The 13293-nt window shown below is 61.1% G+C and carries 12 protein-coding genes and 2 pseudogenes; 8 read left to right on the forward strand and 6 right to left on the reverse strand.

From position 1 onward, the window contains the following. The 4 genes from EOC94_RS34425 to EOC94_RS32420 form a co-directional block, all read left to right on the forward strand. On the forward strand, nt 1–272 hold a 272-nt coding region (locus EOC94_RS34425), incomplete at its 5' end, for a hypothetical protein (protein WP_210212103.1). 122 nt (nt 273–394) lie between these two features. After that, nucleotides 395–1396, forward strand: a complete 1002-nt coding sequence (locus EOC94_RS32410) for a hypothetical protein (RefSeq protein ID WP_127295620.1) — start codon at nt 395–397, stop codon at nt 1394–1396. Nucleotides 1397–1472: 76 nt separating this feature from the next. Further along, nucleotides 1473–2189 (forward strand): hypothetical protein, encoded by a 717-nt coding sequence (locus EOC94_RS32415; protein WP_127295622.1) that lies wholly within the window; start codon nt 1473–1475, stop codon nt 2187–2189. A 9-nt stretch (nt 2190–2198) separates the two neighbouring features. Further along, a complete protein-coding gene (locus EOC94_RS32420; protein WP_127295624.1) occupies nt 2199–3332 on the forward strand; it encodes a hypothetical protein in 1134 nt (377 codons plus the stop codon). On the opposite strand, the pseudogene EOC94_RS32425 reads toward EOC94_RS32420, so the two are convergent. Next, nucleotides 3313–3583, reverse strand: a pseudogene (locus EOC94_RS32425) (pyocin activator PrtN family protein). The gene EOC94_RS32420 and the pseudogene EOC94_RS32425 overlap by 20 nt on opposite strands. Nucleotides 3584–3603: 20 nt before the next feature. On the opposite strand from EOC94_RS32425, the gene EOC94_RS34270 reads away from it, so the two are divergent. Both EOC94_RS34270 and EOC94_RS32430 read left to right on the forward strand, forming a co-directional pair. Continuing rightward, nucleotides 3604–3756 (forward strand): hypothetical protein, encoded by a 153-nt coding sequence (locus tag EOC94_RS34270; RefSeq protein ID WP_210212104.1) that lies wholly within the window; start codon nt 3604–3606, stop codon nt 3754–3756. A gap of 80 nt (nt 3757–3836) precedes the next feature. Further along, nucleotides 3837–5978: an ATP-binding protein gene (locus tag EOC94_RS32430; RefSeq protein WP_127295628.1), complete on the forward strand. Its 2142-nt coding sequence runs from the start codon at nt 3837–3839 to the stop codon at nt 5976–5978. A 159-nt stretch (nt 5979–6137) separates the two neighbouring features. Here the strand turns inward: EOC94_RS32430 and EOC94_RS32435 are convergent. The 3 genes and pseudogenes from EOC94_RS32435 to vsr all read right to left on the reverse strand — a co-directional run bounded on the left by EOC94_RS32435 (nt 6138) and on the right by vsr (nt 8307). Then, nucleotides 6138–6427: pseudogene (locus EOC94_RS32435) on the reverse strand (pyocin activator PrtN family protein). A gap of 231 nt (nt 6428–6658) precedes the next feature. Then, nucleotides 6659–7504 carry a putative phage abortive infection protein gene (locus EOC94_RS32440; protein WP_127295630.1) on the reverse strand — a complete coding sequence of 282 codons (846 nt, stop codon included), beginning with the start codon at nt 7502–7504 and terminating at the stop codon, nt 6659–6661. Nucleotides 7505–7878: 374 nt separating this feature from the next. Then, nucleotides 7879–8307: a DNA mismatch endonuclease Vsr gene (vsr, locus tag EOC94_RS32450; RefSeq protein ID WP_127295634.1), complete on the reverse strand. Its 429-nt coding sequence runs from the start codon at nt 8305–8307 to the stop codon at nt 7879–7881. Between the two features lie 96 nt (nt 8308–8403). On the opposite strand from vsr, the gene EOC94_RS32455 reads away from it, so the two are divergent. Continuing rightward, nucleotides 8404–9633 carry a DNA cytosine methyltransferase gene (locus EOC94_RS32455; RefSeq protein ID WP_127295636.1) on the forward strand — a complete coding sequence of 410 codons (1230 nt, stop codon included), beginning with the start codon at nt 8404–8406 and terminating at the stop codon, nt 9631–9633. Further along, nucleotides 9536–10339 (forward strand): GIY-YIG nuclease family protein, encoded by an 804-nt coding sequence (locus tag EOC94_RS32460; protein WP_210212105.1) that lies wholly within the window; start codon nt 9536–9538, stop codon nt 10337–10339. The genes EOC94_RS32455 and EOC94_RS32460 overlap by 98 nt, the downstream gene beginning before the upstream one ends. A gap of 149 nt (nt 10340–10488) precedes the next feature. Here EOC94_RS32460 and EOC94_RS32465 read toward each other — a convergent pair whose 3' ends face one another. Both EOC94_RS32465 and EOC94_RS32470 read right to left on the reverse strand, forming a co-directional pair. Further along, nucleotides 10489–11280, reverse strand: coding sequence for a DUF3883 domain-containing protein (locus EOC94_RS32465; RefSeq protein WP_185928374.1), 792 nt, complete (start codon nt 11278–11280; stop codon nt 10489–10491). 106 nt (nt 11281–11386) lie between these two features. After that, on the reverse strand, nt 11387–13293 hold a 1907-nt coding region (locus EOC94_RS32470; protein WP_148128449.1), incomplete at its 5' end, for a DEAD/DEAH box helicase.

The raw sequence follows: 13293 nt of genomic DNA on the forward strand, positions 1-13293 counted from the left end.
GGCAGTACCCTGAGGCCGCCGATTTGGTCAGCCGCCGAGTGTCATCTCATCATGGGATCGGAACTATCAAACTTCGCTACAGCAGCTCGCAAGGACGAAAGTATCCGAGCAACGGCTGCGTGCATTGCGACAGCCTCATCGGCGAGTACCACGAACTCGATGCGGGGTGGTGTGAGGAGCCGTTGGATCCCTTCCAAGTTCGCATCATGAACGGATGGAAGAAGGTAATCGAAAGTCGAGGATGGCGGGACACTTGGTCTGTGTGTTCCTAGTGGCTTCCGGCGGTTGCATATGCGGGCAACTCGTCCGGTTTGACCTGCCGGCCCGATACATCACCTGTGGCTACCCCGGCCGCGCGCTTGTCTTAACGCATGCCCGGGTCTTTTCTGTCCGGATGACTGATTCGGATGGAGAGAACGCGAGGGCCTTCCTCGACAGCCTGCGCCGTGGCGACCTGTCGGCGCTGCTGCTGCACGCCCGGGTCGAATACGGGCTCAATTCGGATTCTTATGGCCGCGAAGCCGCCGTCGTCGTGCGCGCGCCACAGCCCTTCACCGAGGCGCTGTCCTCGCTGCCTCAGCGTGACCGCAAGCGGATCGCCGAGGCCGTTCTCAGCCGCAGCTCGGACCTGCGCGTTCCGGAGGACATCATCGTCAAGCAGGCAGGCGATCCCATGAACGGTCCGGTCACGCTGCTGCCCGACCTGATCATCCACCGCGAGATGATGATCTCCGTGGCGACGGGCGGCCAGTCCATCCAGGACGTCGACGACTACTACGGCGCGCGGCAGGCTCGCCTTGTGGAAGGCTGCGCGGGCGCGGGCATCAAGTACGAGAACCCGCACGAGGGCTTGTGGGACTGGTTCAATCACTGGAAGGCGCAGGGATGGGGCACCTACGCCGAGCGCAGGGAATATGTGCGGAAGCTGTTTGCGGGGCCCGTGGCGGCGGCAGTCGGCCGGGTCCACAACCCAAGCCCTGTCGCTGAGCGTGAGCCAACCGGATGGGAACGCGTCGACCGCTCCCTTTCGAAAGCCCGCTTGCAGTTCCAGACGGCATCGGTCGAGGAGGACTGGCAGGCCATCGGTCTGGTCTGCCGCGAGGTGCTGATCTCGCTCGGTCAGGCCGCGCACGATCCTGACGTGCATCTGGTCGTCGACGACAAGGGCATGTCGATCAGCCGGACGGACGCACGTCGGCTTCTGGATGCGTGGCTGCATCACGAGATGCCGGGAGGCAACAACAAGGAGGTCCGGGCGCATATCAAGGCTTCGTTGGATTTGGCCGTCCATCTTCAGCACCGGAGGACTGCGACGCGCCAACTGGCAGCGCTGTGCCTCGAGGCGACGTCGTCGGCGGTGGCGGTGGTCGCGATCATCGCCGGAAGGACGGCGTAGCCCTCGAACAGCCTGCGTCGGCGGCGAGAGCGACAAGGCAGAAATCGTGATAGGCTGCCGCTGCACGGGGGGTGGCATGGAATACGTCGAGGAGACCGCGGACGAACGGATGCAGGCTTGGTGCATCCATTGCGGGAAGGGCATCGCTGGAACGAAAGCGAACGAGGACCACGCGCCGTCTCGGGTGCTGCTGGACAAGCCCCATCCACCGCGGCTTCCGGCGATGACCGTATGCCAGCCCTGCAACACGTCGTTCTCGGTCGATGAGGAATATCTGGCAGCTTTCCTCGGCGCAGTCCTGGCAGGTACCACGGACCCCAGTAAGCAGCGCGTAGAGCGAGCGGCCCGCATCCTTGGCAGCAATGCCGCGCTCGTTCGCAGGATCGAACAGGCGAAGCGGACCTACCAGACACAGGGCGGTGACGAGCGGATCGTATGGACACCCGAGGAGGCCCGCGTTCGGAACGTGGTCGTGAAGAACGCCAAGGGCCACGTCTTCTACGAGCTCAGCGAGCCGATGCTCGAGGCGCCGTCGCACGTCTCGTTTCGTCCGCTGGAGTCCCTCACCACCTCGGAAAGAGAAGCCTTCGAAGAAGTCTCATGGCCGAACACCTGGCCGGAGGTAGGCAGCCGCATGATGACTCGGCTTCTCCGGGGCGACGATCTCGCTGGCAGTTGGATCGTGGTTCAGGAGGGCGTTTATCGGTACGGTGTGACGCAGCGCGATGGCGGGATGCTCGTTCGTATCGTTATGCGGGAGTATCTTGGAGCCGAGGTGTTCTGGGGAGAATGAGGTGCCTCCATGAAGGATGATCGCAAAACGCACAGCCTTGAGTCAGGCAAAATCCCCGCTGCCGCAGGGCTGCTGCCTGACATCTTCGTAACGATTAGCGACCGACCATTCTCGCAAAAGGGCATCGTCGCGACCGTCGCCGAGACGTACGGAATCGCTAGGGGGGAGCTGGACACGGCTAATCCCCCTGGCACCAGCTGCACGTTCCGATCCAAGGCCGACGCGGCCTTGGACTACATGTATCGGTCCCGCTTCATCGAAAGGCTCGGCAGGAAAGGGCCGATCGTCATAACGGAAGACGGCTACGACTTCCTCCGGGAATTGACTCCCAAAACGATCCGGAAACTCTCGGCCGAGTTGGAGCCAAAGATGAAGCGGCTAAAAGGAAAGGCTAAGCCCGCCGCCAAGAAGCCTGGCCGCTCGCAGGAGACTCAGCATCAAGCGCTACCCATGGAACCCGCAAGGGCACTCGATGAACGCATCGAAAAGGCCAAGCGGCTGGCGCAGGGGAAGCCTACTCCTGAGGAACGAGGGGCAGGCAGGGCCGCAAAAATAGCGTCCCAGCTCCCAGGGATGCCGCCCGACAAAATCCATGCCATTTGGATGAACGCGCAGGACAAGCTATCGCATCCCAAGCGTGAATTCCGGATGGCGTCCGAGGTGCTCCTCGCCGCCATCGAAAACGAAAGGGAGCGGAGGGGACCAAATGCGTCATCTCCGCTGCCCGGAGGTGGTTGCTTCCGGTGGCCAACCACGGCGGCCGAGAGGGGCAACGGCCAATTGAGTTTCGAAGCCGATGCATTCGGCGTTCTGGCGGGGGCAGGGTACAGGGTAGGACTCACACGGGGAGAGCCAGAGACTGCCAGACGCAGGACGCTGGCGCGGCTTTTCATGGTGGAGGTTTTCGATGCTCCGACCAGCCTTGAATGGGGCGTCCCAAGCACTGACGGGCGTTTAAGGAAGATGGCCTATACGATCGCCGCGCTCACCAGGAACGCCAAGAGGCGGGGCGTACACATGATGCACGCCGTGGCCGATTGGGAGAGCGATCTCGATTACTTGCACGACACGTACTACGCGGGACGGTTCGATTTTCGTTGGCCGGAGATCGGAGCAGGGGGGATCACCCGATCCGCCCGTTGAGCTTCCTGCAGTCTTCGTGGGCTTCCTTCATCCGCGCATCCAGAATAGTCGGCCAGGGCCTGCAGCCCCACGCCCTTCGCCGATTTCTGCGAGGCCTCGAGCGAAACCACGCGCAGGGCGATGTCGCCGGACTTCACCTTCCGGAGCAGCTTCTCGGGCGTGAGATGCGAGAAGTAGTCTTTGCGGACCTGCTCGATAGGGACGACGGCTGTCAAACGGCTTCCAAAACTGACCCCCCGATCGGCATCCAATTTTTTGCACGCCGATTCACATGATGACGCGGTTCATCACGGGCGAGGGCCTCGACGAAGGATGGGTCATCGTGCAGGAGGGAGTGTATCGCTACGCAGTCATGCAGACGGGAGGCATGCTCGTCCGCATCGTCATGAGGGAATATCTGGCGGCCGAGATCGTCTGGGAATGAACGGAGTCACGCCTCCCGAGAATGGTAGGAACTTCGCCAAAGAGTGCTACAACGAGGCCGAGTATGGCTGAGGGGTGAAGATGAGCGAAGAGAAAATCTCGGAGGCGGTAAGTCCGCCCGTACTCGAGTTCGACCACAACGTAATCGAGCACCTTGGCATCCGCCTCTATCAAAACAAACCTGGGAGTGTTCTCGCTGAGATCGTCGCGAACTGCTGGGATGCAGACGCGGAACATGTCTACATCACCATATCCCCCAGCGGTGCGCCATCCCACGAAAGGCTTCTTTCTGTCGCCGATGACGGATTCGGAATGAATTTCGGGGCCATCCGTACACGCTACCTGGTAATCGGAAAGCCCAAGCGCACGGGACCTAAGATGAGGTCTCCGGGCGGACGCGGTCCCATGGGTCGCAAGGGCATCGGCAAGCTCGCGCCTTTCGGCATCGCGCGGTCAGTTGACGTAATTTCCTGTGCAGACGGGAAGATCAGTTGGTTCACGCTGGACCTTGACGATCTGATAGCCGCAGGCAAGCAGGGTGGTGCCTATCCGCCCAAATTCACCCTCGAAAACCAGGACCTGTCGGTTTCGCTTCCAGTTGACGCTCCAATAGATGTCGTTGGTTTCGTCGATCGGGTGCGCGGATCCGAGAAGAAGACAGGGACGCTGATCAGGATGCGACGCTTGACGTCCAATCAGGATCTCGCGACCGAAGCGATAGAGATCGCCCTCGCTAGCAAGTTCACGGTCGTTCTCAACCGGGATGATTTCGCGGTGACGATTAACGGGCAGCCGATCGACAAGAACCGTGCGATTCCGGCATTTGAGCTCCGCATTCCCCCCGAGGGTTACTCTACGGAAAAACTTGCAGCCGGAGAGGTCAAATATTGGGTCGGGTTCGTCGGTTCTGCCGAGTGGGCGGCCGACGAAGCGGGGGTTGGCGTTTTCGCTCACGGAAAGAGCGCTCAGGACAGGCCTTTCTTCTTCGGTGCCAAAGGCAAGGAGGTGTTCCAGCGCTACATGTACGGAGCTGTTGAGGCCGACTGGCTGGACGAGTTCGAGCGCGATCTCATTTCCACCGACCGTTCGAGCCTTGACTGGAGCAGCGAAGAGCTCGGCGAATTCCGTGAATGGGGTCGCCAGAAGGTCGGAAACTGGCTCGGCTCCTACGCGGCGCATCGCGCCGGGAAGCACGTTGCGGAGGTTAGGAGCAGGGCTGCCACGCGCCGCGCTGCACACGAGATTGCCGTCTACTCCCCGCATGAGAACGAGCAGATCGACCTGCTGGTAGCCGAGGCGACCAAGGAACTCGGAAAGAATCAGGCAGACGTTGCCGACGAGCTTCTGGCGGCGGTCTCACAGGCGTGGGTGAACCTGCCGACGCGAAGCCTATTGAAAGATCTTTGGGCTGGTCTCGGGGAGGCACCGTCGGGGTCCGCGAGCTTCCTTGACGTGACTTCGAAGCTTCAGCAGCATTCCGTTCCGGAAGCGATGGGCCTCGCCATGACCTTCGCCCAGAGAGCATACGCCCTCAGTCTTCTGCACCGCCTGGTGCACCAGAAGAGCGAGGAGAACCTGCAGGAACTGATCGAGAGCTTTCCGTGGATTCTGCAGCCCCGGGGCGACCTCCTTACGGCTGATAGACATCTGAAAACGACAATCGAGCACTCTGCCCTGGATGACGCTACCAAGGATCGCGCGGGGAGAGAAATCAAAGGGATGACCGAGCGTGAGCGGGCGGACTTCGTCTTCCTGACAGATGCTGCAAAGAAGACGATCCAGATTGTCGAGCTGAAGGCGCCTGCGCGCGAACTGACGGCGGAGAACGATAGGCAGCTGCGCGACTACCTAGACTTCACCCGAGCGTTTCATCCAACTGCTGTTTTGAGCGGACTGCTTGTCGGGCATCCGGGAAATCCGGCCATCCAGACAAACGACACGCGCATATCCATCCGCGGCTGGGACGAAATCCTGCTCGAGTGCCGGGCGACATACGTCGATCTGTTGGCTTCGATGCTTGAGCGTGCCGATCCCGCTCCGGGGGACACTCGAATGAAGTTGGTGATGGAGTTCGGTGGTGAGCCGGTCTGGGAGTTATTGAACCACATCGCAAAGAAGGACGAGAATCTTGCCGATCTGATGGAACGGTTCGACCATCTCAAAGAATCCGGGAAGGACAGCATCGACGACACAGGCATGCTGCAAATCGCCCAAGCATCCTAGATTGTGCGATTGACCGATTCTTCCGTTCAGCTCCGGGCAGTCATCGTATGATCACCTCGACCGCTTCGAGACAGCCCTTCCGGTCTAGGTTCCCTTCAGGACATCCTCGACCGCTACGCCCGTCTGCTTCGATCCTTGCTGTGGGCCGCAGACAGTCAGTCACATGCCAATCCTGCCGTTGAGCTGCTTGCACTCCTTAAACGCGGCTTCCTTGAGCGCGTCGATGTAGTCGGCGAGATGCTGGATGTGCACCCCCTTGGCGGACTTCTGCGAGGTCTCCATCGCCATCACTGGGATCGCGATATCGCCGCTGCGAACCTTCCGGAGGAACTTCTCTGCGGTCAGGTGTGGGAAGTAGTCCCGGCACACCGTCTCTACGGGAATGACAGGCAAGGCCCGTACTGGGCCATCAAAAGAAACGGGGTACTGAGACGCGGTGCTACGTTCATGACTGTCCTGCCGCAGCCCGCTGAAGGACTGCTATCGTAAGATGCTGTCGTGGAACCAGTGCAGCGTCAACAGCGTAGACGCGCATGCCGCTCTCGAGCGGCCCCGGACATACCGGGCGGCTGACAGACCCACTAACCAGACCGCAAGCGGCAGGCTCAGGACGTCGATAACGGCGAGATAGCCGGCGCGGGGAGGGGCGTCAACAAGGAATCCCGGCCGTGCTCAAGAACTCAGTCCCTGGGAGCGCCCGGATCCTTGGCCGGGTTGCCGAAAGCGGAAACCTTATAGCGTTCACGCAGTTCCGGAACGGAGACGTCGCGCTCGTTTAGGTTCTTCAGGAGGCCGTAGCGCTCCATCAACGGCTTGAACTTCTGGACGCCGTGCTGCGAGAGGCCGTTGTAGAACAGGATCGCCACCTCCGCGTCGGACAGCTGCGCGCGGAGGATCTTTGCGTAGAACTTTTGGTTCTCGATTTCGGCCCCGTCGATGAACGCCACGATATTGTAGAGCATCCTGAAATAGTGCCCGAGCTCGGTGTTGTGCTCCTGATAGAATGCCTCGTACGAAGATTCGAAGTCATGGCCGCCATACAGGCTTTTCTCCAGCGGGCTGTAGGCCTTCCGGAGCCTTTCGAGAAAGACGGGAAACGCGTCCTTTCCCTTGGTGACCATCATCCCTGACTTCCCCATCTTCTGGAGGTCGATCTGATTAGTGATGTCGGTGAACAGGCGCACCATCTGGAAGTAGGTGCTTTCGAAGGCCTGCTTCTTCGTCTCCTGGTTCTGGAGGCTGAGCTGCTTTTGCTGCTCGTCGAGGATCGTTTTCGTGTAGGCGATCTCCTTCTTCGCGATCGAAATCTCATGGCGCTGGAGGAAGATCGCATAGATGACGCCGACGAAGGCGAAGCCGGAGAAGACGGAGTTCACCGCCCCGAACATATCGCCGAAGAGTCCCCTTGCATCGCTCTCAAGGGACAGCCCGTAGTAGAGGTTGGCGCACCAGGCGGCTGCCGCCAGCAGCAGTGTGACGATGACCGGCCACAGCGGAGCCGAATCCGTCTCTTCCCTCTCAGCCATTGTAACCCCTCCCTGCCGGCGTCTTCATAACACATTTGCGCGGACAGACACGTCCGTTCAGGATTCCTCTGTCAACGCTTGTGGGGAGTCGACGAGGCGGGAATGGACGGCGGAACGGAAGACCGAACTCGGGAGCCTGTGGCTTGCGGGGCTTGGTGGTCGGGAGATCGCCAAGCAGCTGGGGGTGACCGCGCCGGCGGTGCACACACGGGCGGGGCGCATGGAACTTCCGGACGCGCGGACCATGACCTCCTGAAGGAAACGCCGGAAGCGGAGGACGCGCTACGCGCATGGCGGGACCGGCAGGCCAAGGATGCGATCAGGCGAAACCCTCGCCGGTGGCAGACCGAAATCTTGATCAGGTCTCTGAGCACCTACAAGCCGCCCAGAGACGAAGGCTGACTAAGGAATCCTTGGAGCCGTCCGGCGAGGCCGTCGGTATCCTTCAGCTCGCATTCCCAGACGACCAGCACCCGCCATCCGGCTGCCTCCAGCGCGGCGACGTTGGCCTCGTCTCGTTCGCGGTTCCGGCCGATCTTCGCCGTCCAGTAGTCAACGTTCGTCTTCGGCATGCGGGCGCCGCGCTTGCACCCGTGCCCGTGCCAGTAGCAGCCATGCACGAAGACTGCGGCGCGGCGGCCGGGGAACACGAGATCAGGCTTCCCGGGTAGGTCTTTCCTGTGCAGGCGAAAGCGGAAACCGAGGCGGTGCGCGAGCCGACGGACGAGCATTTCGGGCTTCGTGTCCACCGACCTGATCAGGGCCATCTGTCGGGAGCGGTCAGGATCGACGGAGGCTGTCATAGAAGAATCATGTGGAGCATGTTACCGATTAGAACAAAACGTAAACTAATTTCTTCCATCCATATGTTAGCATCTAGCGCGAATCGAGGGGAGAGAATGCCAAGTTTCTACGAGTTCTTCGCTGGAGGGGGGATGGCGCGAGCCGGGCTGGGCGACGGCTGGACCTGCGCGTTCGCAAACGATTTCGACCACAAGAAGGGCATGACGTACCAGCTCAATTGGGGGACTGGCGGCGAGCTGCAGGTCGGCGACATCCGGCAGGTGAGCATCGACAAGCTGCCGGGCACGGCCGACCTCGCTTGGGGTTCATTCCCGTGCCAGGACCTGAGCCTCGCTGGCGGCGGCGCCGGACTTAAGGGTGAGCGCTCGGGGACGTTCTACCCGTTCTGGACCATCATGAGCGCGCTGATCGCCGACGGACGCGGCCCCAGGATCATCGCGCTGGAGAACGTCAACGGCACGCTGACCAGCCACGGCGGCACGGACTTCGTCGCTATCGCCGAGACGTTCGCCGAGGCAGGCTACCGCTATGGCGCCCTCGTGATCGACGCGAAGCTGTTCGTCCCGCAGAGCAGGCCGAGGCTGTTCGTGATCGGCGTGCGCGAGGACGTCGTCGTCGAGGACGGCATGACTTCTCCGGAGGCCGTCGAGCCGTTCCACACGCGTGGCCTGCAGCACGCCGTCTCGCGCATTCCCGAGAAGGCGAGGAAGGGCTGGCTCTGGTGGAACCTGCCGACCCCGCCGCTCCGGAACTCGTGCTTCGCCGACCTCGTCGAGGAAAGCCCGTCAAGCGTCGAGTGGCACATTCCCGAGCAGACGGCGCGGCTGATCTCCCAGATGTCCCCGGTGAACCTGGCGAAGCTCGATGCCGCCAAGCGCGCCGGCCGCCGCATGGTTGGCACTGTCTACAAGCGCACGCGTCCGCAGCGTCCCAACGGCAAGGTCGTCAGGGCCGAGGTTCGCTTCGACGAGCTCGCGGGCTGCCTGCGCACGCCGACGGGCGGATCGTCCCGGCAGACAATCATCGTGGTCGACGGTGCCCGCGTCCGTTCGCGCCTGATTAGCGCGCGCGAGACGGCGAGGCTCATGGGCCTTCCTGAAGACTACAAGCTCCCGCGAGCCTACAATGAGGCCTACCACCTGACGGGGGACGGGGTGGCGGTCCCGGCTGTGCGCTGGCTTGCGCAGCACCTGTTCGAACCAGTCCTCCAAGCGTCCGGGGGACGACATGGCGAAGACACCCACGACACCCAAGATATCCAAGGGGACGAAGGGTACCGCGGACGACACGAAAAAGCCGCCGCTCGAAACGGACGAGCTGCGTAAGGCGATCCGGAAGTTCTTCCGGGAGACGCTCTACGACGATCCCAGCGGAACCAAGAAGGCGGTGGGCAGCTACAAGTGGGGTGTCTACGCCTTCTATGACTATGACGGCGAGCCCATCTACGCAGGCCAGACCAAGGAAAAGCTGAGCGGCCGCGTCGGGCGGCACATGACGAACCAGCGCACGGATGCTGTCGCCATGTCCGTGCTCGACCCCTTCGAGGTGGCCGAGATCGAAGTCTGGCCGCTGCCCCAGTTCGAGGGAGTCAATAAGAAGCATCCCGACTTCAATCACGCCAAGGCCTACCTCGACGCGCTCGAGCACCTCGTCTTTACCCGCCTCCGGAACGAGAGCAAGTTCAAGGCGATCTTGAACGAGAAGGACCCGCCGGCGCCAACCATCCCGATCAACGAGCCTCCGTCGATGCGAGGCTCGATCGTCTCCGAGAAGGTCATGGAACTCCGGGGGCATCCCGACACGCGACTGGCCCGGCGCGCCCTGATCGTGTCCAAGCTGGCGCAGGTGATATCCGAGCGGGACGTCAAGATGGGCCTCCGTCGTGTTCTCCTCACCCAGGCGAAACGGCTCTTCTGGCTCGCGGACCGGCGCTTCCAGAACCTCGGCGGCGAAAGCCAGGTAGAGGTCGGGCCGGAGGACGAGGAAGAAGATGAATCCGACGACGGGTCTGACGGCGAAGGGTCTGTATAAAGATAAGCCTCGCTGTTTTTCCTAGTGCTGTGAAGCGGTAAAGCCCTTCAAGTTGCATAAGACATGTTATGTTGTGAACTTCTCGTGTGACTCTTCGATCCTTCGAGACCATACAACAATGGATCTTAAGTCTCCGGGGTGTTCGATCATTAACTATCATCCAGGCTTGAAGTGAAGTTCGTGGCGATCACAAGATCACTTGGACTCCACATCGATGCATGCGGTCGAAATTCGGCAGTATCAACCCATCGGAATACACTGCTTTCCATTGGAGCTAACTCGACGAGCCGCGCGCTTGAGAGTTCGCGGATTGCTTCAATATCGGATGCGGTGGCGACCCCGCGGGCAATCACCTTGGTTGAAAAGGTGACCTGCACGATCTTCCATCGCTCGCCCATTCGTCTGGCGACCTCAAACTCATGCCGAGAGATGAGGATACGCGCTGCAGTCGATCTCACAGCTGTTTTTATCTCCAAACCTTGGCGCTGTGCGACGGTGTCAAGCTCGATGTCGTAGCCAAATCGGTCCGAAATCAACGCTACATGTCGCGGCTGTAGACCCTTACACTGTAGGGCGGACATTACCGCAAGTTCACCGGCGTCCCCGAGGCGTTTCAGCAAGGTGTCGTCAACCGTGGCGTACAGATGATGGTGGGCCGAAACAACGATCGGCTCGAGCTCAGGTCCAATCCAGGACATCGCCTCAAGGTCGGGACTAGGGATGAACTCAGGGGCGAGTCGGCCATCCACGACCGCAGTTCGAAGCCAGTCCGGCGGCCTCCGAACGAGAAGAAGGCGCGCGATTCCTTTGAGCGTTGTCAGATCCGCGACCTGATCGAGCCCAGTCAACTCGCGAGAAACGACAACGCCGCTATCGGCACGAACAAGTCCAGTATCGGTCAACAGGCGCGCGGTTCCAACGAGATCAAGCGAGGCCGCCATGTGCGTCGGCTTCTCGGCGGCTGATCGTAGCCAGGCGTCGATATGTCCACATCGCCTGACCCTTGCGCTGTAGGCCAACAGGAAGACGGCGTGGCATCGGCCTCGACTAGGTAGATCGCGCATCGTGGGCGCCCAGATGTGTCATGAGCGCAGAAATGTCATCATCAAAAGCGGGGGGACTATCTCCGCCCTCATCCGAGGAAGGTAGCGCTATCTGTACCAGTCCTGGATCATCCATCAGGCGGGCCAGAGCGCTCACCTTTTCTGCCAGGCGGCCGTCAACCGAATCGTCGATGGATCCCGCGCTGATCAGCAGCGTGAACCGAGTGATAACCTCGGGTGCCAAGCCTAGGCGATGAATGCGATCCTGACTCTGCAAGAAATGACCGGCGTTGAATGTTCGATCAAGATAGATGGCGTGATGGCACCAGTGGTGCAAACTGATGCCTTCGCCGCAGGCAGCCGGGTTAGCCAAGAGGACCGTGCAAGCCGGATCGTGACGAAACCGCTCGAACTCACGCTCGCGCGTGATGACGGCGGCGGGCGCCATCTCATCAGAGGGAACGCCCCCGTGCACCATTGCCGGATGGTATTCGCCTAAACGGCGCGAAAGAGCCTTCAAGTTCCGAACGAAGCTCGACCAGACAAGGACCTTCTCCCCACACGTCGCTGCTCTTTCCACAATCGTGGCGGCACGCTGATACTTCCATGGTTCCTCGAAGCTGCTGTATCGCGCCAGAAGGTCGGCCAGCGGCTCATCGCCTGTAAGTTTCAACGGCGGGTGGATGAACGCGGGATCATCCCCTTCATCTGATCCCGCAGTGAGGAGCATCGGGTTGGTTGCCGCTTCCAGCAGGTACATCACGATGCGACCTAACCGCTGCATTGCGTGCCGCCCGCGGTCCGGCAATGCGAAGGACGAACGGTACTGCCCCAGGAGCGCGTCGTAGATCGCCGACTGAATTGGCGGCATCTGTTCGCGGACGACCTCAAACCTAGTCGGCGGTAGCTTCAACTCCGCCTTAGGCGTGCGGACGAAGTAGCGCCGAACCGCGCTATTCGTTTCCGCCAATACCTGTTCATCTCGCCCTAGGCGCTCGAAGTATGCGGCATCCGGTAAAATCTGCCGATCTTGGCCGGGATAGAGGAAGCTGACCAGTGCAACGAGATCGAAGGCTCCCTGAGGAGCCGGGGTGCCGGTGAGGACGTCGCGTCGACGAGCGGCGTAGGCAAGATCCAACACTGCCCGCCCATGCACACCTGCTGCTCCACGCTTCACTCGGTGGGCTTCATCCAGAATAACTTGCGTCGCCTCGGCCGCCACGAAAGCCCGAACACCGTCATAATCGGTGGCGGTTCGATTGTAATTTGAGAGCAGAACGTCCGTGTTTTGCGGGATCACAGTTCCTTGACCTGTGTGGATCACCAGAACTGGCGGCGACGCGAAGCACGCAACAAGTTCCTCCTTCCACGCCCCGAATGCGGCAATCGGAGCGATGACAGCCAAGCGCAGCACGGTACCCCGCGCTCGCAGGATGGAGTATGCAGCGAGCGCAACAGTCGTTTTCCCGGCACCTGGAACCGAGAAATCGGCCCCATGTGGCAGGTTCACCAGACGGTGGAGGTTGCGAAGCTGAAAAGGGCGTAACGTCCGGGTGAATCCTGAAGCGCCGAGTTCGGCGGCCAATGTTTCAAGGGTCGCATGATCCGGTTCGCCGGCGTCGACGACTGCCTCCCGAGCTCGACGGTCAGTCACCATCGCGCGGAGCTGATCTGACAGGATCGGACCGGGCTCCACCTGCTCGCCGAATACAGCCCGCAGTTCGCGTAGTACACCGAGTTCCGCAAGAAAGACGTCTGCATGTACAACAGTGCGCGTTGGAGAACCCGACTCAATACCGCGAGCAAGGGCCTCCTGAAGGCGAGCCCAGGCACCGGGATTGACCTCGCCGTTGCGTTCGACGATCACCGTCGGGCGGCCTTGGCGGTAAAGCTCAGCTGTTATCATCAGAG

The organism is Mesorhizobium sp. M6A.T.Ce.TU.016.01.1.1, from assembly GCF_003997065.1.
In the GTDB taxonomy this organism is placed as follows: domain Bacteria; phylum Pseudomonadota; class Alphaproteobacteria; order Rhizobiales; family Rhizobiaceae; genus Mesorhizobium; species Mesorhizobium mediterraneum.

Excerpts from the sequence above, each read along its gene's own strand:
- EOC94_RS32460 (WP_210212105.1), top strand. The coding sequence starts at position 9,536 with ATGGCGAAGACACCCACGACACCCAAGATATCCAAGGGGACGAAGGGT.
- EOC94_RS32410 (WP_127295620.1), top strand. The coding sequence starts at position 395 with ATGACTGATTCGGATGGAGAGAACGCGAGGGCCTTCCTCGACAGCCTG.
- EOC94_RS32430 (WP_127295628.1), top strand. The coding sequence starts at position 3,837 with ATGAGCGAAGAGAAAATCTCGGAGGCGGTAAGTCCGCCCGTACTCGAG.
- EOC94_RS32465 (WP_185928374.1), bottom strand. The coding sequence starts at position 11,280 with ATGGCGGCCTCGCTTGATCTCGTTGGAACCGCGCGCCTGTTGACCGAT.
- EOC94_RS32415 (WP_127295622.1), top strand. The coding sequence starts at position 1,473 with ATGGAATACGTCGAGGAGACCGCGGACGAACGGATGCAGGCTTGGTGC.
- EOC94_RS32455 (WP_127295636.1), top strand. The coding sequence starts at position 8,404 with ATGCCAAGTTTCTACGAGTTCTTCGCTGGAGGGGGGATGGCGCGAGCC.
- EOC94_RS34270 (WP_210212104.1), top strand. The coding sequence starts at position 3,604 with ATGATGACGCGGTTCATCACGGGCGAGGGCCTCGACGAAGGATGGGTC.
- vsr (WP_127295634.1), bottom strand. The coding sequence starts at position 8,307 with ATGACAGCCTCCGTCGATCCTGACCGCTCCCGACAGATGGCCCTGATC.
- EOC94_RS32440 (WP_127295630.1), bottom strand. The coding sequence starts at position 7,504 with ATGGCTGAGAGGGAAGAGACGGATTCGGCTCCGCTGTGGCCGGTCATC.
- EOC94_RS32420 (WP_127295624.1), top strand. The coding sequence starts at position 2,199 with ATGAAGGATGATCGCAAAACGCACAGCCTTGAGTCAGGCAAAATCCCC.